The organism is Runella sp. R5_40, assembly GCF_057652295.1.
In genome coordinates this window covers 23,448-50,241 of record NZ_JBYFCH010000009.1, presented here as the reverse complement: position 1 = coordinate 50,241, position 26,794 = coordinate 23,448, and the positions used below count along the sequence as shown (strand labels likewise).

The 26,794-nt window shown below is 44.0% G+C and carries 8 protein-coding genes; 6 read left to right on the top strand and 2 right to left on the bottom strand.

Features of this window, described 5'->3' with window-relative positions; all coding sequences use genetic code 11:
• The first annotated feature begins 91 nt into the window (after positions 1-91).
• The 4 genes from AC23N5_RS16970 (at position 92) to AC23N5_RS16955 (ending at position 16,747) form a co-directional block, all read left to right on the top strand.
• Positions 92-7,750: a T9SS type A sorting domain-containing protein gene (locus AC23N5_RS16970; RefSeq protein WP_487756497.1), complete on the top strand. Its 7,659-nt coding sequence runs from the start codon at positions 92-94 to the stop codon at positions 7,748-7,750.
• Positions 7,751-7,957: 207 nt separating this feature from the next.
• Positions 7,958-9,643, top strand: a complete 1,686-nt coding sequence (locus AC23N5_RS16965; protein ID WP_487756496.1) for a tetratricopeptide repeat protein — start codon at positions 7,958-7,960, stop codon at positions 9,641-9,643.
• Positions 9,644-9,804: 161 nt separating this feature from the next.
• Positions 9,805-10,167 carry a DUF4907 domain-containing protein gene (locus AC23N5_RS16960; protein ID WP_487756495.1) on the top strand — a complete coding sequence of 121 codons (363 nt, stop codon included), beginning with the start codon at positions 9,805-9,807 and terminating at the stop codon, positions 10,165-10,167.
• Between the two features lie 13 nt (positions 10,168-10,180).
• Positions 10,181-16,747, top strand: coding sequence for a T9SS type A sorting domain-containing protein (locus tag AC23N5_RS16955; protein ID WP_487756494.1), 6,567 nt, complete (start codon positions 10,181-10,183; stop codon positions 16,745-16,747).
• Between the two features lie 210 nt (positions 16,748-16,957).
• Here the strand turns inward: AC23N5_RS16955 and AC23N5_RS16950 are convergent, their stop codons facing one another.
• Together AC23N5_RS16950 and AC23N5_RS16945 are read right to left on the bottom strand one after the other, a co-directional pair.
• Positions 16,958-17,581 carry a response regulator gene (locus AC23N5_RS16950; protein ID WP_487756493.1) on the bottom strand — a complete coding sequence of 208 codons (624 nt, stop codon included), beginning with the start codon at positions 17,579-17,581 and terminating at the stop codon, positions 16,958-16,960.
• 15 nt (positions 17,582-17,596) lie between these two features.
• Positions 17,597-18,451 carry a sensor histidine kinase gene (locus tag AC23N5_RS16945; protein ID WP_487756492.1) on the bottom strand — a complete coding sequence of 285 codons (855 nt, stop codon included), beginning with the start codon at positions 18,449-18,451 and terminating at the stop codon, positions 17,597-17,599.
• Between the two features lie 153 nt (positions 18,452-18,604).
• Between AC23N5_RS16945 and AC23N5_RS16940 the strand changes: the two genes are divergently transcribed.
• Positions 18,605-20,302, top strand: a complete 1,698-nt coding sequence (locus AC23N5_RS16940) for a hypothetical protein (RefSeq protein ID WP_487756491.1) — start codon at positions 18,605-18,607, stop codon at positions 20,300-20,302.
• A gap of 449 nt (positions 20,303-20,751) precedes the next feature.
• A complete protein-coding gene (locus AC23N5_RS16935) occupies positions 20,752-26,730 on the top strand; it encodes a hypothetical protein (RefSeq protein ID WP_487756490.1) in 5,979 nt (1,992 codons plus the stop codon).
• Positions 26,731-26,794: the final 64 nt, after the last annotated feature.

Sequence of the window (26,794 nt, the reverse complement as noted above, 5' to 3'; positions counted from 1 at the left end):
GGTCTTTACCCCTCCTTGGTCATATGCACAACTGAATAACTCACCAATGACACCTATTCAGGAAGAAATTTAATCTTACTATTTACTACGTATGAAAAATTTTATTTACGCGCTATTCCTAGCGGCGTGCTGCTACGCTATTGACCTTAAAGCTCAAAGTGATGGGGCAAAAAAACTCACTAAATCATTTACTTTTTCAGGTTCGGTACACGCTATTGTAAATGGTGTGTATGAATTGAATGGGGTAAATAAACTTGGTCAGCCTCGCTATACGCATACCTCAGGCGATTATGAGGTGAACTACGACGGTAAAGGAACGTGGTGGCTCAACACCGATAAAAACCTGTCGGGAGGGCCTAAATACTACCGTGCTCCAGGCAATGAGCAAGGTCCGCCGAGCACAGGTTGGGTGGACAATGAAGGCCATTCGACGCAGGTGAATTTTGCGGCCAGCCCTCAAAATGTGGCCTACGAAGCCGCCCTCCTTGCCGAAAAAAGTGCCCGCAAGGCAGTTGTAACGTATTCTCCAAGAGAAGGTTCTGACGACATTGATCCCAATCAGGTCATCAAGGTAGCACACGTTCCTGCCACGCAGGTTTTAAACAGGGATATGCCCGCTGCCGCAAAGCAGTTGAAAGCGGCCAGAGCAGCAAATACCACGTTTTACATTTATAACCTACGCATAGGCTGGTATCGGATCAATGACGACGGTGGTGGCTGTAACTTTTCAGGGGAAAATCCTGACCCACGCTACAAGGTGAGTACCAGTGGTGGCCTTTCGTTTTCGCAGACCGTCAATGTCGGTGATGACAAACCCTGCGGATGGCAGCGGATGGTTAGTGATGGCCGATACATGCAATCAGGCAACTTTTCAACGACCTCGGCCGCTTCCCCTTTTCAGTTTAACATGAACATAGATGCTTGGGAAGAAGATGCCTGTGGTGGTGACAATGACTACAACGACGATTGCCTCACCAATGATGATGATCACCCAGCTTCTACTTCCACTACGGTGACGATTGACCCCTCTAAAATGAATTTGGGGTATAATTATTTGGATATTGAATGGTCAGGCAGTGGTGCACGGTACGGTTTGAGTTTGGAATGGGAGTTGTTAGCCACCCCCAAAATTGTGACACTTTATTCGGATGCGAACCTTTCGGGACGGACGCAGCACATTGGCGAGGGCGATTTTAATTTCGCTTCACTGGCTACTGGCGTTGGTAACGACAACGTTAGCTCTATGGAGATTGCTCCAGGTTACAAGGCACTCCTCTATAACAATAGCGATTTTGGAGGCTACCCGATTGACTTTAGAGGTACTGTGAACTTTGTAGGAGGCCCCAACGACCGTGCTTCTTCAATCCGAATTGTACCTGACGATAATTTGCCAGGAAATAATAAAACGTTACTCATTTACTACAATGGTTCGGGGAAATCCCTAGAATTTCAGTTGCAACGCTTTGCTACCAAAGTGAATGCCGATCAGATGGTTTTCATCAAAGGGGTAGGCGGAGATACCAAAAACTATACTTCTTACAATCAGGACAACCTGAGACACGAGGAAGAAGAAGAGATAAATCAGTATGATGGCTTTGATTTTCCGAACCCAATTGGTACTACCTTTTACTCCCGTGCAAAAGTGTTTAAAAATAACAACTACGGGGGCGGTATGTATCGCTATTTCTTTGGGGTAGATATGGACTACGATGGTAGCGTATCGGCTGGGTATGAAGATGAAGATTCCTTCACGGCTGCTGCCAACGTGATGCGCGTGCTTCGACGCTATAATTTGAAAGGCTACAATCGTATTGTAATTTCAGGCCATAGCCGTGGGTCTGCCGTAGGTATTTCCTCCTTCTTATACGGAATAAAAAAAGCCTTAGAAAGTGACCCTAAATTTTCGGAATTTAATGGCGTACTCAACACGGTATTAGGCAGCGCGGCTACGATCAACGTAGTTGCGCTGGACCCAGTAGCGGGGGCCGATACCCCTGGTTTCCGCAATGACTATCACATGGGTGATACTTGGAGAGCCAGAGAAATTTATCAGTGGTTAAAGGGACGTTTTTCTAATATCAATTTTTCTGAACTTTATGCCAATGGTGGTCGAATGTTGGAAGCGGATGAATTATTGGGGGTAGGTAGTCTTTTGCCAGGTCAAACTTTTGACCCATCTCCCAACTACTTGCACGTTGAACCAAGCAATGGAGTCCAACGTTACTGGCTCGGTTATCGCCACAGCTCAATGGTCAATAAGGAAGAAAAATGGTCAGAACTCTATGATGCAGCAGGAATTCCACGGCCTTGGTTGCATACCGCAGATATGCTCAATGCGGCTTTTTATGACCAGTCGTTGTTCCGTAATCATACGCATTGGTACACTATTTTTCGCAACAGCGACCAATTAGCGTGGTTGAAGGCCTTAGAATTATATGGTTGTACCGATTCGCCTAGTGCTCAAGCGGGCATAAACCCGCTTGCGGTTCCAGACGCTGATTTAGAGTTTAAGCATTATCATGGTACACGTCACAAAACCTTTGATAACTCGGACCAGTCGCCCGTCAACATGGATGATTTTGTGGGCAACAATAACATTAAGTTTCATTGTTCTGACGAGTCGCAGCTTCCAACCGCAGAGGAAACCCATACGTCTAGTAACTCCCACACCGATAGCGACGGATGGACTCACTACTGTAGTTGTAATGGTAAACGTTTGTTATCGTTGAAATTAGGTGGTACGGGGGCCAGCGTTCCAGACAACGCCGTGTCACTTACAGAATCGTCAAATAACTATTTTGCCAACAAAGGAGACGGGTTTATTACGAATCCGAACGGTGCCGTCATTATGTCACGTAGCTGGAATGTAAACCCAACTTCACAGCCCAACGGTAACGTAGGCGTGCGGTATTACTTCCGACAACGCGATTATGATAACATAAACACGCACTTAACAATCTTGAAAAACCTACCTGCGTTGACGGGACTTAACCGATTGTTTTTTTACCACGCAACAAGCGGGGCAGCTCATGCGCGGGTAGCGGACATTCCAACGGCTAGTATTGTGAAAAATGGTTCGCCAGCTTCTACCAGCAGTTGGGTGCTTGGAAATACCTTACGCGGAGATTATTACGCTGAGTACCAAGCTACCTCCTTATTGGGAGGAAGTGGAGGTGGAGAAAAATGTGCCACTCCAGCCATGGTGACGATCACCGAAAATTCGGGCACTGCCAACGACGGTACCATTTGTGAAGGCACTAGCGCAATCTTAACAGCCACTGGAGGAACGGCGTATTCGTGGAGTACAGGCCAAAATTCAGCGGCTATCAATGTTGCCGCAGGAGGTACATATACCGTGACGGTGTCAAATGATCAGGGTTGTTCGGCTGAAGCGTCGGCCACGATTACCGTTACCCCTGCCTCAGTGGGTGGTACAATCGCGGGCGCACAGTCAGTTTGTACAGGTACAAATTCAACAACGCTAACGTTGTCAAATCAGGTGGGAACGATCCAAAAATGGCAGTCGTCGTTGACTTCTGATTTTGCTAGTCCTACAGACATTACCAATACAACGACTAGCCTAACCGCAACCAACTTAACCCAAACGACCTATTATCGGGCGGTAGTACAAAGTGGTATGTGCACGGCCGCATTTTCTGCAACTGCTACTATCACGGTCAACCCTGTTACGGTAGGAGGTAGTGTTTCAGGTTCGGCTACCGTTTGTACGGGTACGAATTCGACCACATTGACGTTGGCAAATAAAGTAGGTGACGTTCAAAAATGGCAGTCGTCGTTGACTTCTGATTTTGCGAATCCTACGGACATTAGCAATACAACGACTAGCTTGACGGCAAGCAACTTAACGCAAACGACTTATTATCGGGCAGTGGTAAAAAGCGGGGTATGTGAAGCCGCGTTTTCTTCGACGGCAACCGTGACAGTTGACCCTGCCAACGTGGGTGGTAGCCTTGCGGGCTCGGCTACGGTTTGTTCGGGGACAAATTCGACGGCATTGACGTTGTCAAACCAAGTGGGAACTATTCAAAAATGGCAGTCATCGTTGACTTCTGATTTTGCTACTCCTGTTGATATTACGAACACAACTACCAGTCTCACTGCGACTAACTTAACGCAAACGACTTATTATCGGGTAGTGGTAAAAAGTGGCGTATGTGACGCCGCTAATTCTGCCACAGCGACCGTGACGGTGAATCCTGTTTCGGTGGGTGGTAGTATTGCAGGCGCAGCAGTTTGCTCAGGAACAAACTCGACGACATTGAGTTTGACAGACAAAGTGGGTGACGTTCAAAAATGGCAGTCGTCGTTGACTTCTGATTTTGCCACACCTGTTGACATTGCCAATACAACGACGAGCTTAACCGTAACTAACTTAACGCAAACGACGTATTATCGTGCCGTGGTAAAAAGTGGCGTATGTGATGCCGTTAATTCGGCGACAGCAACAGTAACGGTGAATCCTGTTACGGTAGGTGGTAGCATTGGTGGTTCGGCTACGGTTTGTACAGGGACGAACTCAACAACCCTAACGTTGTCAGGTAAAGTAGGCGATGTTCAAAAATGGCAGTCGTCATTGACTTCCGATTTTGCGAATCCTACTGACATTGCCAATACAACGACCAGCTTAACGGCGAGCAACTTAACCCAAACGACCTATTATCGGGCAATCGTGAAAAGTGGCGTATGTGAAGCGGTGAACTCAGCGACGGCTACGGTAACGGTAAGTCCTGTGACGGTAGGTGGAAGCATTGCAGGTTCGGCTACGGTTTGTTCTGGGACGAACACTACGACATTGACCTTGTCAGACAAAGTAGGTGATGTTCAGAAATGGCAATCTTCATTGACGGCTGATTTTGCTACTCCTACTGATATTGTGAATACAACAACAAGCTTCGTCGCGACAAACCTAACGCAAACGATGTATTATCGTGCCGTGGTAAAAAGTGGCGTATGTGATGCCGTTAATTCGGCGACAGCAACAGTAACGGTGAATCCTGTTACGGTAGGTGGTAGCATTGGTGGTTCGGCTACGGTTTGTACAGGGACGAACTCAACAACCCTAACGTTGTCAGGTAAAGTAGGTGATGTTCAAAAATGGCAGTCGTCATTGACTTCCGATTTTGCTAACCCTACGGACATTGCCAATACAACGACCAGCTTAACGGCGAGCAACTTAACCCAAACGACCTATTATCGGGCAATCGTGAAAAGTGGCGTATGTGAAGCTGCGTTTTCTTCAACCGCAACTGTGACGGTTGACCCTGTCAACGTGGGCGGTAGCATTGCAGGTTCAACTACAGTTTGTGCGGTGACAAATTCAACAGCATTGACGTTGTCAGGTAAAGTAGGCGATGTTCAAAAATGGCAGTCGTCATTGACTGCTGACTTTGCGAATCCTGTTGATATTGCCAACACGACAACCAGTTTCACGGCTACGAATCTAACTCAAATGACCTATTATCGGGCCATGGTAAAAAGTGGCGTATGCGAAGCCGTGTTTTCTTCGGTGGCAACGGTAACAGTGGATCCCGTTTCGGTAGGAGGTAGCATTGCAGGTTCTACGGCTGTTTGTACGGGTACCAACAGCACGGTATTGACGTTGTCAGGCCAAGTGGGAACAATTCAAAAATGGCAATCGTCTTCAAATGCCGACTTTAACGGTGTGATTGATATTGCGAACACAACGAATCAGTTGATCGCTACTAATTTAACCCAAACGACGTATTACCGTGCAATAACGAAAAGCGGTGTATGTTCGCAGGCAAATTCGACCACGGCGGCAGTTCTGATTCATGTTAAACCAACGGTTACTTTATCAACTCTCCAACAAACCTTAAACGAAGGTAATAACCGTGAACTTTGTGATACAGATGCAAATCCTGTTAATAGTTTACAGTTTAGCGTTACGGGGGCGTGTGTTGCTGGTTTGCCTGTTTGGCGCAGTCAAGTTGGAAATGGCGCATGGAGCGACTGGTCAGCCAATGCCCCAGTTTCCCAGTTGTCCAATAACCAACCCCACCGTTACCAAGCTGCTTGCGATGCTAGTTGTCTAATGACGTACACCAGTCCAATTGAAGTGAAAATCAACTACCGCGCTTCTATTCCACAGAATGTGTCGTTGGTGGCTGATGGGACAACGGTGAACGTTGGAGAAACCAAAGAAGTCTGTAACATCGAAGGCAATGCCCTTATGTTCAATGCGACTTGTGCCGAAGGAGAAATGCTTCTCTATTCGGTGGACGGCGGAGACTACAGCAGTATTCTTCCCGTACAACAAGTGGATGGTCAGTACCACAATTACCGCGTACGTTGCCGCAAATCAGACGGAACCGCGTCGTGTGTAGAGAGCGAGTCGGGCGTAATGCGCTTGCGAATTACGAACTTATCACAAGTTCCTGTGGCAAGTTTGAACGTCACCAATGGCTGTGGTACGGCAGTAGCTTTCAGTGGAACAACAAACTGTGGCAATTTGACGACAGTCTGGTACAACGCCACTACCGATGCCGTGCTATCAACTTTACCAAGTCAAACACCAAGTGAAACGACGTCGTATTATGCGCGTTGCCAAGCTGCAGGTGGCTGTTTGAGTGAAAAAAGCAACGTAGTGACGTTTACAATTGTACCTGTCAATGTAGCGCCTGTTGTCAACGTGAGTTCGGAGCTTGTATGTACGGGAACAGAGGTGACAGTTTCGACAACCTGCCCAGTGGGTACAACCGCTTTGTGGAATACGGGCGTGACGGAGAGTAGTTTTAAAGTGTCATTTATCAATGTAACCAAACAAGGTTATTCGGTACGCTGTGTGTCGCCAAATGGTTGCCAAAGCGCGGTGAGTTCGGTCAAAGAGGTGAGCTGGAAGTCGTTTGAGTTGACCTTGATAAACATCGGTGAAAGTAAATCAGCGGTAAAAGCCAACGAACGTTCAGCTTGGGCAAACCAATTTATTACCAGAGACGGCGGCCCTGAGTTGGAGCAAAGCACGCAGCAAAATCCGACCTTGTATTACGTAGAAAATGCCAACAAAATGGCACCTCGTTATTGGACGATTAACGTAGAGACGTGCGGGTTAGGATCAAACGGGTCGATGACGTTTGACATGTTGGCGACACCTGAGACGGGCTTAATCCGCTCTTTCAACACCCACGAAAACAATGCGCCTTACTTTATGTACGCCAACCGCGAAGGCTGGACGGAATTGTACGGTCAGAATCACCCTGCGTATGGTTTTTACCAAGACAATGGTGCAGGTGCTAACGTATATGATGCAGGGTTACCGAAAGGCTTGTACAAATTGGGTATTCGTTATTGGGATATGAAAGGCTGGGGCAGTATCTATCCATCGACGCGTAAACCCCAAGGCAACGTCTTGGCCTACCAAGAATATTGGTTCAGAATCCAGTCGAAAGACGGAATTGGTGTGGGCGCAGCGCGTGCAGCGGATAACGGGGAGCAGTCAGCAGTTAGCAAAGAGCAAGGGGATTTTGCAATTGTCATGCCCAACCCCGTCACCAGTATCCTTCGCTTGAAGGTTCAAGAGAGCAAAGGGCAAGTAGTGCAGACTACATTGACTGATGCCTCAGGACGGGCAATTTTACGCCGTCAATTTGTACCTGAAACCAACACGCACCAAGAAGAGTTTGGGGTGAGTGAATTGCCGACGGGTATGTATTTCTTGCAAGTAGTAACGCCTGACAAACAAGCGACGTTGAAAGTAGTGAAAGTGCATTAAGCTAACACTAATTTTAACCCCAAATAAAAACGGGGGTAAGAGAGAACAAGGGTTCGCTTTTATCCCCGTTTGGTATTTTAAAAGAGAAAAATAGTCCTAAAAGTGTTTTTTTTAGGACTATACAAAAAGTGGACTAGATTTTTATGGATAATTAGTGCTCACTTATCGTGTGTGTGCTATTTTTGAAATTCCATAACCCAAAATAGTATGTTATATAGAATCTTGCTTGTGATTGCACTTTATTGGATTGCTGGAGGAGGTGTGATGAAATTGCATGGCCAAGAAGTTTTTTCTGCAAGCGAGAAGCGTGTACGCTATTTGATTGACTTTTCGTTTCAATTTGGTGCCGATGCCCAGGTAAGCCGCTATAAGTCAGAATTGGATAGCATCCAAAAAGTGGCAAAAGACGAACGAGACGAACGGTCTTTGGCTTATCTTGATTTCCTTAAATTGCGTTTAAGTGAAGAAATTGCCCCAACCAAGGAAGAAAAAAATGGCTATACCAAGAAACTAGAAAAAATTACCCAAACTACGCCTTACGATGATTTGAAAGCTTACTCGTTTTTTTGGCGGGGATGGGTGGCTTTTAACAAGAAAGATTACACCACGGGACTTCCACTGTTGTTTAAAGCTCGAAAGCTGTTAGAAGAAACTTATTTTGGTAAATTTCCGCACAGCATTTACTACTACATTGGTTTTTTTGCCATTTACTATTTCTTTGAAGACTACAAAATGGCGGCGTTACATTGCCAAATTGCACTTAAAGAGCCCCCTAATGCAGTGTTTTCGCCCATGGGTATTTACAATAACTTGGGGCTTTGTTACCTTAAAATGAAGCAATACGAGAAAGCCGAAAAGGCATTTAGAGAGGGTGTTGTGGCGGCCCAAGTCGAAAAAAACATCAATTACGAAGTACTGATTCGGGGGAACTTGGGCAATTTGCTGCGCCTGATGGGCAAGTACAAAGAGGCGCTTCCGTACCTGTACGAAGAAGCCAAAGTAAACGAAAAAGCCATACCAGAAAATGCAGCCATCAGTCGCTTATACATTGCCAATGCCCTCCTTATGCTTGATTCGGTGGATAAAGCCAAGCCATACATTGCTCCTGCTGCGGTAGTTATGCCGTACTGGACGTATCCTACTTATGATTTGATTCGATTTGAAACGCTGGCTTTGTACCATGCCAAGATGAAAAACTTTAGCTTGGCCAATACGTTTAAAGATTCCTTGTTGGCTCTCAAAGACACGCTGAAGGTGAAGCTTGATTATAAAAAAGTGGTGGTGTTGGAAAGTAGTTTGCAAGCCGAAAAATACATCAACGAGCGGAGGGCTTTACAAGTAGAAGTAACCAACGAACGTATGCTTCGCAATGTGATTATTTTTGGGCTTATTGTGGTGTTTTTGGGCGTGGTGTATTGGCTCAACGAACGTCAAAAACAAGAAAAACGCCTTCAAACGGAAAAACGCCAGCGAGCAGAAGAAATGCTTGACCACGCCAATCGGCAACTGGAGCAATATTTGGTCAATATTAAGGAAAAAAATGAGCTCATTGAAACGATTTCGACGCAGTTAGAAAGAAATAATCAACGTCCAGAAATGAATTTTGAGGTGGAGAAAACCCTTGAAAACCTTCAACAAAGTGTACTACTTACCGAAGACGATTGGCAAAACTTCAAGGCACTTTATGAACAAGTGTTTCCTTATTTCTTTCTTGATTTAAATAAAAAATATCCTGATTTAACGGCGGCAGAAGTACGGTTGTGTGCCTTAGATAAGCTCAACCTTACTGATAAAGTAAAGGGAACCATGCTGGGCATTTCGGCTGATTCTGTCAAAAAAACGCGTTATCGACTTCGAAAAAAATACCCTTCAATGATGGAGGAAATCGCCTAAAAGGCGGTTTGGGTGGCAAGTATGTTGTTGTAAAATAGGTGGTTATAAATTGTCCACCTGTTTGTCCACCCGTGAAAATGGTATATGCTGAGTGAGGGTAGCTACTTTGTAGTAATTACCTTAACTCATTCTCTCCATTAGTACCATTTTCTTTTCTAAAAATGAACATTAAAGTACTTGTCCTGCTGATTTGCTTCGGTGGCATCATGGTTTGCTCGTATGGGCAGGCACCGCAAAGTTCGGCTGCTCAGCAGCCTGCTTTTCCCGCAGCCAATAACTATGCGAATGCCAACATTACTTCTAAAATTATTCCCTCAGAAGGTAATACCTGGGGCTACGACATTTACGTAGAGGGGAAGCGTTTTATTCACCAACTTTCCAAACCTAGCTTGCCAGGGAACAGTGGCTTTGCAACCAAAGCGCAGGCTCAAAAAGTGGCGGATATTATCATTCAAAAATTAAAAAAAGGCCAGATGCCACCCAGCGTAAGCGTGGAAGAAATGAAACAAGTAAAAGCCCTTTAATCCCTGTATTTTTATGAAACAATTGTATAAAAACACCTATTTGCTCTATGCTTTTTTGGGAGGGTTATTGGTGACCTTTATAGGACAGGCCCAAACCCCCAACAGTTGGACACAAAAGGCTGACTTAGGCCTTAGTACCCCCAACGGCCCTATGCAAAGATTTGGCGGTGTGAGTTTCAGTATCGATAGCAAGGGCTATTTTGGGACAGGAACGTACCAGTCGTATGAAAAAGATTTTTGGGAATATGACCCTGCCACCGATACTTGGACTCAAAAAGCCGACTTTGGTGGGTCGGCACGACAGAATGCGGCGGGTTTTAGTGTCAATGGGAAGGGGTATATAGGAACGGGTTATGATGGAAGTTTTAAAAAAGATTTCTGGGAGTATAACCCGAGTACCAATGCTTGGACACAAAAAGCCGATTTTGGCGGGGTGCAACGTGCCGAGGCCGTAGGGTTTAGTATTAACGGTAAAGGCTACCTTGGTACAGGCGATAGTGGAAGTGCCCGAAAAGATTTTTGGGAATATGACCCTAATACTGATCGGTGGACGCAAAAAGCAGATTATGCAGAGGAACGATACCAAGCCGTTGGATTCAGTATGGGGGGCAAGGGTTACATCGGTACAGGCCGCATAGGTTTTACTTATAAAAATGATTTTTGGGAGTATAACCCTACAACTAATACTTGGATAAAAAAAGCGGACTTTGCTGGGGGAGGAAGACGAAACGCCGTGGGGTTGAGTATAAATGGCAAAGGCTACATCGGAACGGGGAGTGATGGTAGCTATAAAAATGATTTTTGGGAGTATAATCTCTCGTCTGATACGTGGGTACAAAAGGCCAATTTTGGGGGTATTCCACGGTTTCTAGCGTCAGGTTTCAGCATTGGTGACAAGGGCTACCTGGGAATGGGTACTGGAAATACAAATATAAAAGATTTCTGGGAATTTAATCCTGTAAGCAATAGTTGGGCTTCTAAAGCCCCATTTGGAGGAACAGCACTGATGGATGGAGTGGGTTTTAGCGTAGGAAACAAAGGTTATATCACCCTGGGAGATGATGGGAGGTTGATGAAATTTTTGTGGGAGTACGACCCTGCTGACGACACTTGGAGACAAAAAGCTGATTTTGCGGGAGAGTGGCGCCAGGGTGCAGTAGGGTTTGGTATTAATGACAAGGGGTATGTTGGTACGGGTTCTAGTGTAACACAAAAAAAAGATTTTTGGGAATATAACCCAAGTACGAACAGCTGGACGCAAAAAGCCGATTTCGGTGGGTCTGCACGCAGCTACGCCGTAGGGTTTAGCATCAATGGAAAGGGGTATATTGGTACGGGTAATGATGGAAATTATACAAAAGATTTCTGGGAATATAATCCTGCCAACAATAGCTGGGTACAAAAAGCGGATTTTGGTGGGCTTGCCCGTTTGCAAGCCGTAGGGTTTAACATTGGTAATAAGGGGTATATCGGAACAGGAGGAACAGGGACAATCCAGAAGGATTTCTGGGAATATGACCCTAGTACAAATCGTTGGACACAAAAAGCAGATTTGGGTGGAGACGCTCGTTTGAATGCTGTAGGGTTTGGCATTGGGAGTAGGGGGTATATTGGGACGGGGACTATCGGTAATATTAGCGATGATTTCTGGGAGTTTGACCCCGTAAGTAATAGCTGGAGCCAAAAAACGAATGTTGGTGGAGGACCCCGAACAGTAGCAGTCGGGTTCAGTATTGGCGGGAAGGGGTACATCGGAACGGGACTCTTTAATAACTCACGTAGAAAGGACTTTTGGGAATATACCCCACCTTGTTATCTAGCGGCCAGTATTAGTCCAAATACTCCTTTAACAGTCTGCTCGGGGGGGACGCTCACGCTCAATGGAAGCAGTACAGGGGGATATACTCCTACTTACTCGTGGAGTGCAGGAGGAGGGGCTTTTACTTCAACGCAGCAAAATCCCACTTTTACTATTCCTACCGTCACCTCTTCGACAAACTATACCATTACGCTTACGGTATCAGAGAATGGCTGCACGGCTACGGCTACGGTTGGTGTGAGAGTAGATCCTGTTTCTGTCGGGGGAACTGTTAATTCAAACCAAACGATTTGTTCGGGAACTGCTCCTGCCAATTTGAGCCTGAGTGGTCAGGTAGGAAATGTGGTTAGATGGGATAGAGCGACGAATTCATCCTTCAGTAGCTGGAATACCATTTCTTCAACAAGTACGACGTTGACGGGAGCCATGATTGGTTCTCTTACAGCGGATACGTATTTCAGGGCCATAGTGAAAAGCGGAGGATGTATCGAAGCGACTTCCTCGGTAGTAAAAATCACGGTTAGTCCTGTCAGTGTAGGGGGAAGCATTGGTGGTTCGGCAACGGTTTGTGCGGGAACCAATCGCACTGACCTCGCCTTGTCAGGACAGGTAGGGGCAATACAAAAATGGCAATCGTCATTACGTGCAGATTTTAGTGAAACGACGGATATAGCCAACACGACGACCGAATTGGCGGCAACTAACTTAACACAAACTACCTATTTTCGAGCATTTGTAAAAAGTGGGGTATGTTCCGAAGCGACTTCAACGGTAGCAATGGTGACAGTAAATCCTCTGCCGACAGCGACCATTACGGGTGGAACGACGGTTTGTAAAAACGCTAGTTCACCCAAAATCACGTTCACGGGAGCGGCGGGGACAGCGCCTTACACATTCACCTACAAAATCAACAACGGTTCTGAGCAAACGATCACGACCACAAACGGTAACAGCATAAGCTTAGACGTGCCGACGAATGAATCGGGAACATTTGAATATAGTTTAGTGAGCGTCAAAGATGGCTCATCGACGACTTGTAGCCAAGCCCAAACGGGCAGCACCACGGTGACGGTGAATCCTTTGCCGACGGCGACCATTACGGGTGGAACGGTGGTTTGTAAAAATGCTACTTCACCCAAAATCACGTTCACGGGAGCGGCGGGGACAGCGCCTTACACATTCACCTACAAAATCAACAACGGTTCCGAGCAAACGATCACGACCACAAACGGTAACAGCATAAGCTTAGACGTGCCGACGAATGAATCGGGCACATTTGAGTACATTTTGTTAAGTGTGAAAGACGGTTCATCAACGACTTGTAGCCAAGCCCAAAGTGGTAGTACGACGGTGACGGTCAATCCTTTGCCGACGGCGACCATTACGGGTGGAACGGTGGTGTGTAAAAATGCTACTTTACCCAAAATCACGTTCACTGGAGCGGCGGGGACAGCACCATACACATTTACGTACAAAATCAACAACGGTTCCGAGCAAACAATCACGACCACAAGTGGTAACAGCGTCAGCCTAGATGTCCCGACGAGCGAAGCGGGAACGTTTGAATATAGTTTGGTGAGTGTCAAAGATGGTTCATCAACGACTTGTAGCCAAGCTCAAACGGGTAGTACCATGGTGACGGTGAATCCTTTGCCGACGGCGACTATTACGGGTGGAACGGTGGTTTGTAAAAATGCTACTTCACCCAAAATCACGTTCACGGGAGCGGCGGGAACAGCGCCTTACACATTTACGTACAAAATCAACAATGGTTCTGAGCAAACAATCACGACCACAAACGGTAACAGCGTCAGCCTAGACGCGCCGACGAGCGAAGCGGGAACGTTTGAATATAGTTTGGTGAGTGTCAAAGATGGTTCATCAACGACTTGTAGCCAAGCCCAAAGTGGCAGCACGACGATGACGGTAAATCCTTTGCCGACGGCGACCATTACGGGTGGAACGGTGGTTTGTAAAAACGCTACTTCACCCAAAATCACGTTCACGGGTGCAGCGGGGACAGCGCCTTACACATTCACCTACAAAATCAACAACGGTTCCGAGCAAACGATCACGACCACAAACGGTAGCAGCGTCAGCCTAGATGCGCCGACGAGCGAAGCGGGAACGTTTGAATATAGTTTGGTGAGCGTCAAAGATGGTTCATCAACAACCTGTAGCCAAGCTCAAACGGGCAGCACCACGATGACGGTGAATCCTTTGCCGACGGCGACCATTACGGGTGGAACGGTGGTTTGTAAAAATGCTAGTTCACCCAAAATCACGTTCACGGGAGTGGCGGGGACAGCGCCATACACATTCACGTACAAAATCAACAACGGTTCCGAGCAAACAATCACGACCACAAACGGTAACAGCGTCAGCCTAGATGCGCCGACGAGCGAAGCGGGAACGTTTGAATATAGTTTAGTAAGCGTCAAGGATGGTTCATCAACAACTTGTAGCCAAGCTCAAACGGGCAGCACCACGGTGACGGTGAATCCTTTGCCGACGGCGACCATTACGGGTGGAACGATTGTGTGTAAAAACGCTAGTTCACCCAAAATCACGTTCACGGGAGCGGCGGGAACAGCGCCATACACATTCACCTACAAAATCAACAATGGTTCTGAGCAAACAATCACGACCACAAGTGGTAACAGCGTCAGCCTAGATGTCCCGACGAGCGAAGCGGGAACGTTTGAATATAGTTTGGTGAGTGTCAAAGATGGTTCATCAACGACTTGTAGCCAAGCTCAAACGGGTAGTACCATGGTGACGGTTCAAGACAAACCGACGATTACGCTCAGCACGTTGCAACAAACGCTCAACGAAGGTAATTCTCAAACCTTCTGCGATACGGATGCGAATCCAGTTAATGGTTTACAGTTTGCGGTTTCGGGTTCTTGTGTTACGGGTTCGCCCGTTTGGCGAGTGCAAGTAGGAAGTGGTGCGTGGAGCGGATGGGCTTTCAATCCACCAGTTACCCAATTGTCCAATAACCAACCCCACCGCTACCAAGCTGCTTGTGATGCGAGTTGCCCTGTGACGTACACAAATGCGATTGAATTGACGATAAATTACCGCGCTTCCACGCCACAAAATGTGTCGATGGTGGCCGACGGAGTAAGTGTAAATGCGGGGGAAAGCAAAGATGTGTGTAACATCGAAGGCAACGTGATAACTTTCAATGTGACCTGTGGAGTGGGAGAAATGCTACTTTATTCGGTGGATGGCGGCGAGTACAGTAGTGTTGTTCCAACGCAATTGGTGGACGGTCAGTACCACAATTACCGCGTGCGTTGCCGCAAATCTGACGGAACCACCTCGTGTGTAGAGTCAGAATCGGGAGTGATGCGTTTGCGGATAACGATTGTACCAGTTCCTCCTGTTGCCAGCCTGAATGTTACCAGTGGTTGTGGTAACCCCGTGGCGTTTAATGGTACTGCGAATTGTGGTGCAGCCACTACGATTTGGTACAACGCCACAACGAATGTAGTGTTACCAACATTTCCAACTCAAACCCCTACCGAAATGAGTTCGTACTATGCGCGATGCCAAGCGGGTGGAGGGTGTTTAAGCGAAAAGAGTAACGTGGTGACTTACACTGCGATACAAGTAGGGGTGGCTCCAGTGGTAACCGCCAGTGCAGAAGTAGTGTGTACAGGAGTAGAGGTGACTTTATCAACAAGTTGTCCAACTGGCACAACGCCGAATTGGAATACTGGGACGAGTGAGAATAGCTTTAAAGTGTCGTTTTTGAACGTGACGAAGCAGAGTTATTGGGTACGTTGTATGCATCCTAATGGCTGTCAAAGCGTGGAAAGTGGGAAAAAAGAGATTTATTGGAAAGCCTTTGAGCTGACGTTGATAAACATTGGTGAGTCAAAATCAGCCATAAAAACCAACGACCGCTCGGTGTGGAGCAGTCAATTCATTACGCGAGACAGAGGCCCTGAATTGGAACAAAGTACGCAGCAAAACCCGACGTTATATTACGTAGAAAATGCCAACAAAGTAGCCCCTCGTTATTGGACGATTAACGTGGATGCGTGCGCGTTGGGGACAAATGGCTCGTTAACGTTTGATATGTTGGCCACCCCCGAGACGGGCGTACCGCAGTCGTTTAACACGCACGAAAACAACGCACCCTACTTTATGTATGCCAACCGTGATGGCTGGACGGAATTGTACGCCCAAAACCATCCAGCCTACGGTTTTTATCAAGACAACGGCGCAGGTGCTAACGTATATGACGCAGGTTTACCTAAAGGTTTGTACAAATTAGGTGTTCGTTACTGGGACCAGAAGGGTTGGGGGAGTATCTATCCTTCGACGCGGAAGCCGCAAGGCAACGTGCTGGCGTATCAAGAGTATTGGTTTCGAATCCAGTCGAAAGATGGGGTAGGTGTGGGCGCAGCACGTGCAGCGGATAGCGGGGAGCAAGTGGCAAAGGGCGAAGGGCAAATTATTTCGGATAACGGACAACAGCTAACTGATAGCGGCGCCTTCGCCACGGTTCTCCCCAATCCCGTCACCAACGTGCTTCGCTTGAAAGTGCAAGAGAGCAAGGGGCAAGTAGTCCAAACTTCGTTGATGGATGCTTCTGGTCGTAGGATATTAGAACGTCGGTTTACCCCCGAAACCAACACGCACCAAGAAGAGTTTGGCGTTAGCGAATTGCCGACGGGAATTTATTTTTTACAAGTACAGACACACACTAAACAAGCGGTCGTAAGAGTGTTAAAAACAGAGGAATAATTTTTTACTACTAGTTGAATATGTTGTTTATTAAGTTTCTTTATAATTTACCCGCAGATTTACGCTGATTCTAAAGCCGCAGATAACCGCAGATTTTGGGTGATTAATTCGGCTAATGAGCTTATCTGCGCCAATCCGCGTTGAATTTTAATCTGCGTTTGTCTGCGGGATAAAAAATATCATATTACTTTTCAAACAAGGTAATTGAACTTACTTTTTATAGTTAGCAGTAGCCCAAACCAAAAGTGAGTTCTTTTCTTTGGGTAAATTGAGTTTTTGGATAATATTTGCACGGTGATGCTCTACTGTTTTTTCGGCAATAAATAGCAGTTCAGCAATTTGCTTGGAGGTTTTGTGCTCGGCAATGAGAGCCAGTACTTTGCGCTCGGCAAAGCTGAGTACTTCTAATCCTTCTCTGACAAATGACGCATCTTGGACCAACATTGACTGAATGTTGGGACTCATATACCGCGTACCCTCATGCACTTTTTGTAAACAGATTTGTAATTCATGTTGCGCAAATTCTTTTAGTAAGTAGCCATACACACCATGTTTAGTTGCTTTTTCAAAAATGGACTTCTCTTTGTGCATCGTCAATAAAATAACACGCGTTGATAAACGAAGACTACTGACTTGTTCAAGCACTTCAAGGCCATTTAAACCAGGCATATTAACGTCAAGTATAGCAATACTGGGTAGATGTATTTTGATGAGATTCAGTGCCGTGATACCGTTAGTACAACTATCGGATACATGGTAACCGAGTGATTCGACAAAAACTTTGGTTCCCATGAGGGTAAATGGATGATCATCAGCAATTAGAACTGAAAGCATTGTAAAGGGGGTAGGTTAGCTTTGTTGAGGAATGATAATTGTGACAACGGTACCTGTGTCTGAGGAATGGAGTTGGGTTGTCCCTCCGATTGCTCGGGCTCGTTCAATCATACTAAGCAGCCCGAAAGCCTTTCCACTAGAGAGTGTTTTATTGACTTCGAAACCTTTTCCGTTATCTCTTATCTCAAGAAAAATCTGTTGAGCAGTACCTTGTAAAGTGATTTTAGCTGCATGAGCATAGGCATATTTGATGATGTTGCTTAGTGCTTCTTGAATGATTCTGTACAACTGTAATTCATCTGAAATGTCTAAGGTAGTTTGATAATCTATCTCAGTAGTTACCATAAAATCATTTTGGTTTTGCAAACGCTCAACAAGAGCATCAATAGTAGCAACTAACCCAATTTGGTCAAATAGTACTGGGTGTAAATTTCGGCTTATGCTACGTACATCATTGATAATAGTGTCTATTTTATTGTTGGCGCTGTAAATATCGTCCCGGAGTATGCTTTTGAGAGCTAATAATTCATGACTAATGCCGTCGTGTAGGTCGTTAGAAATTTGGCGGCGTTCATCTTCGATCTTTTGAAAGAGTTGTTTGGTAAAATTTATATTACTTTGCCGCTCAACTCTTAGACGGTTCATTCGTTGTTGAAAATAAACCAAAACCCCAGTTAAAGTTACTCCAAATAACGAGAAAACTAAGAAGGCAACAGGCGACGTAAGACTATAAATTGCTTCTTGTGAGCTATTGTCTTTGGGATACTTTGTGTTGTTATAATGTAAATTAGCTAATGAGTTTTTGCTGTGTGACTCAAGTTGCAATGGAACCCACAAAGAAAAAAAAATATACAAGAATAATATCTTCATAAATCCTAATTATTAGTATGCAAAACTAACCAGGTCTTTGCTTTAAACAATTTATCCGCCCAAAGATAGGGGTTTCCCCCTATGGAATTGCGTAGTTTATTGGTATATTTTTGTGACTTCAATATAGGTAAATATACAATTAAGAGTTTCCAAATGAGAAGAGCTATCCTTATTATTACAGTGTTTATTCTCTCAACGGGGTATACCATAGGGCAATCTCTCGACTTGGCTAACCTAAAATCTGCTCCCAAGCTGAAGGTAAACGGAGGATTGAATTTGAATACGCTTTACAACTCGTATTTGCCAGTACCGTCTCAAAAGTTTAGCTATTTTGTAAATGGTACGGTCAATTTCAATGTGCTAGGGTTAATTTCGGTTCCGTTGAGTATCAATTACTCCAATCGGAAGTTTAATTATAGCCAACCCTTCTCATTTAATCAGTTTTCGATTGCACCTAAATACAAATGGGCAACGGCTTATCTTGGAACGTCGGCTCTTACTTTTTCTCCGTACACTTTAAATGGACATCAGTTTAGGGGTGTCGGATTTGAACTTACCCCCGATAAATGGAGAATTAGCACAATGGTGGGGCAGCTTGTGAGAAGCACCAACGACTCTACGTATAGTCGTATGGGTTACGGCCTTAAAGTAGTGTACAACCCTGCTAATTTTCGAGTAGGAGCGTCTATTTTGCATGCTGCAGATAACCCCAATTCTATTTCACTCCAGCGGTTGGCGTTGAATAAAATTCGTCCGCAAAAAAACATTGTGGTAGGAATAGAAGGTGGCATCAACTTCCCAAAAATTGGACAACTAGATGTAGAGTTTAGCAATAGTTTTATTTCAGAAAACTCAGCTCTGCTAAGTGATAGTACTCGGAAGGGGTTCAGTGGTCTCTTTTTCAAAACAATGGCTCCAATTCAATCAAAAACGGCGTTTAAAACGAAATTCTCAAAGCCATTTTTTGGAGGAAGTACTATTTTGGGCGTCGGGTACGAGCGTGTTGACCCAGGCTATCGAACATTCGGTGGGTACTTTTTTACCAACGACTTTGAAAACTACACCTTCAATGTGGTGCAACGTTTGTTTGACAATAAAATAACTTTTTCAGGGAATATAGGACGCCAACGAGACTTGTTGGAAACAAAGGCCAATGGACAAACCCGTTTCGTGGCAGCAACCAACCTACTTTTTGTACCTAATAAAAAGTTAAACATAAACGTTGGTTTTTCTAATTTCAAAGGCTTTGTGTTTGTTAGAGACCTTATCAAAGAAGCAAAGCGTGAGGCAAGCTTCATCCCAATTGATACTTTAAACTACACACAAATCAACCGAAACCTAACGCTGATGGTATCGTATGCCATCAAGCAGACAGAAACGGTATCGCAGCAGTTTACTCTCATGGGAACGGTCTTGGATGCCGCCAATAAACAGGGGAATATTATTCGAACGGGCCAGGCCAGCCAAGTATTTACGGCACAGTCGAGCTATTCAATAGGTCTATTAAAGAAGAAAATTAACTTTTCGACGGGGTATAATTTTAACCAAAACAAAATTGGAATTCAAGACGTAGTGGCGCACGGGCCAACGGCGGCTATTCAGCAGCAGTTAGCGAAAGATAAATTATCGCTTTCGGCCGCCACAACATGGTTGATTAATAAGACGGCTGAGCAACCCCAAACATCTATTTTTACAGCTACGGCTACAGCGGCTTACCGCGTAACGAAAAATTCAAATTTAAACGGAAACTTATTGTTGATGAACAACAATATAGATAGTAATTCTAGTCTAGCGACAGGATTACCCGCCACGATTTATACCATCACAGTAGGTTACTCTTATAAATTCTAACATATAGCTAAAGAATGAAAACCTTCCTCCGAAGTAGTTATTTTATCCTTTTATTCAATGTATTATTAAAAACGGTCACCTTGGGGCAAGACCAAAATTATCCTATTTATGGGACTGCGTCAGTGTCATTGCCTGCATCGGCGATGTTGGAAGACTACGTAAACCCAATTACCAATCCGATTAACTTGGATGTTATATTCTCGGATCTCAAGATTCCAGTTCGTTCGGTATTTTTAGTGTTAGAACTAAACGGGCCTGGTATTGCTACGCAGTCGGCGTTTGTTGCTGCAGGTAACGCTTTCGACCTACGTTCTGGGGTTGTCTATAAAGTACCCAAGACAGCCATAGCTGCCTGTTTTTCGCCTGATTTGCTACAAAGTTTACCTCCTTCGGCGTACCAAAAACCCCTTCCTTCTGGTCTTTATAGCTTTAGCTTTACGCTACGGGATGTGTTTTCAGGTGCGATTTTATCAAAACCCATTACGACCGTTCCAACTTGGATTGAAGTGAGTGACCCTCCACTACCTATGTTCCCTGCCAATTACTCAGGGGTATCTGCCAGCCAAATCCAAAATGTTATCTTTCAGTGGCTTCCGCGCCATACGCCCAACAACAACGTGGAATATGAGCTCACGTTGACAGAATTACCTATTGCAAATAGAGGTAATCTCCAAAATGTGTTTTTGTCGCAGCCACCTTTATGCAAAATTACCACTACTCTACCTACTTTGCTATACGATGCCAAATATCCTCCTCTACGTCAAGGAGCCGTGTATGCTTGGCGCGTACAAGTAAAGCCCAAATTGGGAGCGTTAACAAAAGTAGGTAACTTCTTAAATGAAGGATATAGCGAAATCTTTTCATTTTACTACGAAAAATCCATGCAGCCGCTGAATCCCCCTAAAGATTTGAGCATTGCTTGGTCTCCTGATTTCAATAAACAATACTATGAATGGAAGGGAGAAGAAAATCACGTCAAATACCTTGTGACACTTCACAATGAACACGATGAGTACAATGACGCGGGAGAGATAATTGGCCGAAAGACAAGCGAATACCGAACGTTTGAAGTAGAAAAAGGAGTAGAGGATCTAATAAAATATACCCGAGACAAAACAAATAAGATAAATTATAGCGAAACCAGTTTTAGCTGGAAAATTACGGTTAGAGCGGTTGATGTATTTGGGAGAGTTTCGGAGCCTGCCATGGCAGAACTAGCGGCTATTGACGAAGCTCGCTTTAATGAGCAAGTAGAAAAAGTACTCACTTTAAAAGGCAAAGTAGAATCCTACATTAGAGCCTACGAACCCATACCTAATGACGCGGTAAACGTCAAAGTAACGGGAGAAAAAAGCCGCTTTGTTATCAAAGATGCTGAGGTGTGTTTTTACGTTTCAAATAACCCTTTGACGGCAAAAAATATCAATGATTTTAAAGCCGACCGGGGCAATATATACATGGTATGTACTAAAACGGATGAAAAAGGAGAGTATTCACTTATATCTGAACGTTTAAAAATAAGGTTTCTTAGCAGTAATCGATACAGTTATCTCACTATCAAAGCACCTTCGATTAATTTCAGTGATGTCATTACTGAGGTTGAAATTCCTGATGAAGGTGGGGCTACTGAGCGTACATTGGCAACCCAGTCCCTATTGACTAATACGTTCCGTATAAAACCTGTATTCAAGGAACTTAATGGTACTGTACTCAATGATAACGTTTTTGAAGAAATCAACGTGTATCGTCTCAAATCTGTTTACGAAAACCACGTTGATTTTTTAACCTATGAAGCCGAAGGAAAAAATACGGCGGAAATCAGATACAACAAGAATAGGTACGTTAAAGTCGGTAATAGTAAGGAGGCAAGCCAGCATATTTTTAGCAATGAGGTCACTGCAGATAATTTTGTGATTGGGGCAAAAGCATATGGCAAAGACGAGAAACTCTTTCCGATGGGTACGGTATATGGGTACAAAACGACCGTAGTGGGTACAGATAAGCACTATGTTACAGAAATACCTGAAATAAACCCAAGTTTTACCTACACACCTCCTCTGACAAAAATTTCAGGAAATGTATCGGCACGTAGTAAGTCAAATGAACAAGGGCAAGTCATTCCTGCACGTAATTGGGAGGTAGGCATTTTGGTGTTAGTTAATTCTAAAGATGTAAGGGAGATTGACGTCACAGGTAAAGTAACCACCCCCAACGAGTACGAAAAGTACCATTGGGAAGAGGTCACTACCGATGAAAACGGAAACTATGAGCTATTTTTGCCTAAGGAGATTACGTTTAATGCCGAAATTGATGACATCATTATCTATAACCGAATTCCTGGGGTATATTCATTTTATCAAGGCAAACGAATTGATAAGCCTTCCTTTTCCAATATCGTTGTCGATATTGACTTGCAGTCGATGGGTGCCGCAATCGCATCGGTATTGAAAGACCAACACGGGGATCCTATCGTACAGGCTACGCTTAAACATAGTAGCGGGGCAATGACTAATTCGAATGAAAAAGGAGAATTTATACTTAATGTACAGTTCAATCCATCCGTAGAGTCGGACCCAACTGTCGAGTTGATTGCTAACGGGTATATAACAGAGAATATTAAGCTCTCAACCTTCTCGAAAACAACGAATACTGAAATTGCGCCTGACCTTGGTCTCTCTTTTTGGGACTCACAAATAAAAGAACTTCAGGCACTTACAAGAAATGAATTTAGTGTATTAGGAAATGAAGAAGCTTTTGAGAGAAACTTCAAGGAGTACAATACACAACTTGCAGCTTTCTACAAACGCGATTCAATAGGGGCCAAAAGTATTGATTATATTGTAAATATACGGACTTACGTACTGGACGAAAAAGGAGCAAAGCAATATGTATCAAGTGGCTTAGCTATTGGTGGTGAAAATATAGATATACCTGAAAAAGGTGTTACTAAACAGCTCTTTACCAAAGGCGCTACGTTAATAGGACAAATAATCAATAAAGATAAAACGGCAAAAACCCTGTATGTTGATGAGGAGTTGTCGGTTAATTTTACTCCTCCTAATAATAAAAGAGATACTGTTAGGCTAGAGATTAAGCTTACTGAAGCAGTATTAGTTGAGGGAGTAGTAACTGCCTACAGTGAAGATTCAGCAAAAATAGGAGGAGCTGCAGATGTAACTCTGGCTAGTAAAGTTGGAAAAGCCAAAACCGACAAAGAGGGGCGCTTCAAAATTTGGTTGGAAAAAGGAGCTAAAGAAGTAACTCTTTCTCTTTCAAAAGAAGGGTTTAACCCCATTAAATGGTCTTTTTCAACAAAAATTAAAACACAAGAAGAGAAAATAAAGGCTTTTGTTAATGGGAAAGCAGATGAGGTCAATTATACGACAGAGGACGAACTACGTAACCTACAATTAGGTATCTACAGGCGAGACCAGACCATTCCGCCTTTTAAGACATTGCAAGGTTTTGTGGTGAATGTAGAGGTGATAAGGCGAATTGATGCTACCACCTATTTAATGACAGGTAGCCTAGATATTTCAAAAGAGGAAAGCATCTATCAACTTATTAAAGGGCAACAATTAACCTTCAAAGAACTCGAAGTAAAGGTCGATATTTTCGATAAAGAGAATGCTATATTGGTGAGTGATAGAGCCAATCTTTTACAGTCTAAACTCAATTTAGTATTGTTCAATTATGCCAATGTAGAACTGAGTAATTCGGCAAATGGCAACGTCAACTTTATTAAACTTGAAAAACTAAAGATAGATGGAAGGGAGTCTTTTGGTAAAATTGGTGGGGTTGGACTGAAGTTTAGGCCAGATAAAATGCTGAAGAAGGAAGCAGCACCTGCCTTCCGAGAGTTTAGTTTGACGCCAGATGTTCCAGCGGGTCAGGAAACACTTGGTTTTGAAAAAGAGACCACTGGTTATTACGAAGAAGAACGCAAAAAATATCAAGAGAAGGAGAGTAGTGCTTTACTCATACCTGTGTTTGTTTCGGGAGGTAAAAGACTCACTACTTTTCACAACGATTTAAAATTTAAACTCAAATACCCTTCAAAAATAAATGGCATCGAACGAAACAATGCCAAAGATGATAAAGGGAATTTAACTGGAAAAAAAGAAAGAATAAGCTTGGGGCTAGGAGCTGGCTTTAGTATGCTTCTCGATGAAGTAAAAGAAGAAGCTTCCCTAACAAGAGACGGAGTTACGTTTGTTGGAGGCGAACTTTCATTTCCAATGATGAAACTAATCGGTATTGAGGATTATATGCCTTTGGTAGAAAAACTCTTTTTGGCTCCTAAAAAAGACCTGCCTCTACGAGAACTCAGATTAGCAAAAAAAGTACCTGCGGAAAGAAAAGTAAAGCGTTATGATGGAAACAACCAAGTAATGTACGACGATCAGTCGTCAAAATTCTACTACGTTCGGCTAGGAGTAGCCAATTCTTGGCGATTTGAAATTGACCGAATTCAGGTGTTTGATGACTTCACAAATGCAGGTTTTGGCGGAAATATCTACATGGACAAGGAGAACCACATGATTGTACACTCGATGGCTATCCGTAAGGCCAACGGAAATATGTACCCCTTCTTAGATATGGAGATTCCTGCTGGGGGAATTATTACCAAAAATATTGTTTTTAAAAGCCCTGAAAAACAACATATTCTGCTTGGGTATAACTTTCGGGATGATGCGTATGAGATAGAGGCAGGGTTGCGAATGGAGGCTACAGGCAATGCGCCTGATTTATTTTACGAACTCTTTCCGCTGGAGGTTGAGAAACTGATTTATAATACTTCTGGAAAGTTCTACGTATCCGTCAAAGTTGGTAAAACCGTCAACATAGGCCCTGTAAAGGTAAATATTCGTAAGGTAATATTTAACAAAGGAGGGCGGATACCTTGGAGTGAAATGCTTACATCTTTACAAAGAAGTAAAGAGGAAACGGCAGAATTAAACAAAATGTTTGGTAGTAGTACGACGACCAACAACACGGAAAAGGAAACAGTAAGAATAGAAACAAAAAGGGATGGATATATGGGTGAAGCTATACCAGTAGCTCCAAAAATACAAGAAATTCCTCTCAAGGATGGTGATGTTGAATGGGCACTTGGAATAGCTGGTGGGGTACAAATTGAAAACTTAAAAGGCATAGACGCCCAAGCAGATGCCTCTTTTGTTGTGGGTGAGCGAAATGGGTCATTCGATGTTCAATTTAATACCATCGACATCGTAATGAAATCAGCAGCTTTCCGAGGCTATGCTTCCATGAAAATCTCAACGAGCGGGGATAGAGTTGGGCTGGAAGGAGCGGGAGAGATTGAAACTATGGCCAATCGCTGGGGAGCTTCCGTCAAGTTTTACAAACTCCCTAACGGGATAGAGTTCGGCGCTTCGCTAAAAGCAAATGCCAAAATTGTTACTGGTCCAGTTATGTGGACATCCGTTGGTGGAGGAGTAGATATAAATACAGCTACCAATAAGTACATGGTTTCTTTTATGGGCTCGGCAGTAGCTACAGGCACTTCAGCTGAGGTAAGTGAACTTCGAAATATAAAAGTAGATGTGCTTTTTGAGACAGATGTATGTGGCCCTTTGCCCGTAGTAAAAGGAAGTGCCGACTGGTACCTCAAAAACGAATTCTATTGCAGTGCTACTGTGGTACTTGATTTCTGTCGAACGTTGGTTTTGGCAAATATAAATTGTACTAAAGAGCTTATCGAAGGTTCTGAAGGGAACATCAAAGGAACTATTTTTCTAACGTCAAGCTCAGTTTTTTTTGGTGCGAATGTCAAAACGGTCGTTTTGGGTTTGAATGCGAACGCTGTTTTTATGATTGGGGTTAATAATAATTTTAGAGGCTCGAATGTCCCTCGCGAAGTAGCCGATTATAGGGCATTGATTAATCCAAAATACCTAACCGATGGTAGTTCTACTTTGAATGGTTTGTACCTAGCTGCAACGCTAGAAACGCGTAAAGAGTTTTCTGGCGAGTATTTTTCGGTCTTTGCTTACTCAGCGAAAATAGCTATTTCGAACAAAACATATTTATTTCTTTCCTTTACAAAACCAGAATTTGCCCTTGGCAATGATTTCTTGTTTCAATTAAATGCTTATGCGCGGGTAGGAGTTAACCCCTTCAGTTTGGAAGCATACGGTGATGTAGGAGTGCGAGTGTTTATTGAAGGAGGTAGAAACGAGACAGAAGGTTGGAATTTTAAGGGGATAGCAGCATTAAGCATTGCTATAGGCAATAGTAAAGAAGCAGAATGTAATACGGCTAAAATTAAAATGTGCGAGGCAGATTTAGTTCTTTTTGATCTTCCCTATCCATGTTCCCTTTCGTGGAAATTCTGTTTTGACAAGTCTATACAGGCAATTTACCGTGAAAAAGGAAGCGATTCTGGATGGAGGTATGAGCTTTAGCTTAATGAATTAATACGGTTTCATAATGATTCATAAAATGAGTTTTTGTAAAAATAAAGTAATA

Excerpts from the sequence above, each read along its gene's own strand:
- AC23N5_RS16970 (WP_487756497.1), top strand. The coding sequence starts at position 92 with ATGAAAAATTTTATTTACGCGCTATTCCTAGCGGCGTGCTGCTACGCT.
- AC23N5_RS16965 (WP_487756496.1), top strand. The coding sequence starts at position 7,958 with ATGTTATATAGAATCTTGCTTGTGATTGCACTTTATTGGATTGCTGGA.
- AC23N5_RS16960 (WP_487756495.1), top strand. The coding sequence starts at position 9,805 with ATGAACATTAAAGTACTTGTCCTGCTGATTTGCTTCGGTGGCATCATG.
- AC23N5_RS16955 (WP_487756494.1), top strand. The coding sequence starts at position 10,181 with ATGAAACAATTGTATAAAAACACCTATTTGCTCTATGCTTTTTTGGGA.
- AC23N5_RS16950 (WP_487756493.1), bottom strand. The coding sequence starts at position 17,581 with ATGCTTTCAGTTCTAATTGCTGATGATCATCCATTTACCCTCATGGGA.
- AC23N5_RS16945 (WP_487756492.1), bottom strand. The coding sequence starts at position 18,451 with ATGAAGATATTATTCTTGTATATTTTTTTTTCTTTGTGGGTTCCATTG.
- AC23N5_RS16940 (WP_487756491.1), top strand. The coding sequence starts at position 18,605 with ATGAGAAGAGCTATCCTTATTATTACAGTGTTTATTCTCTCAACGGGG.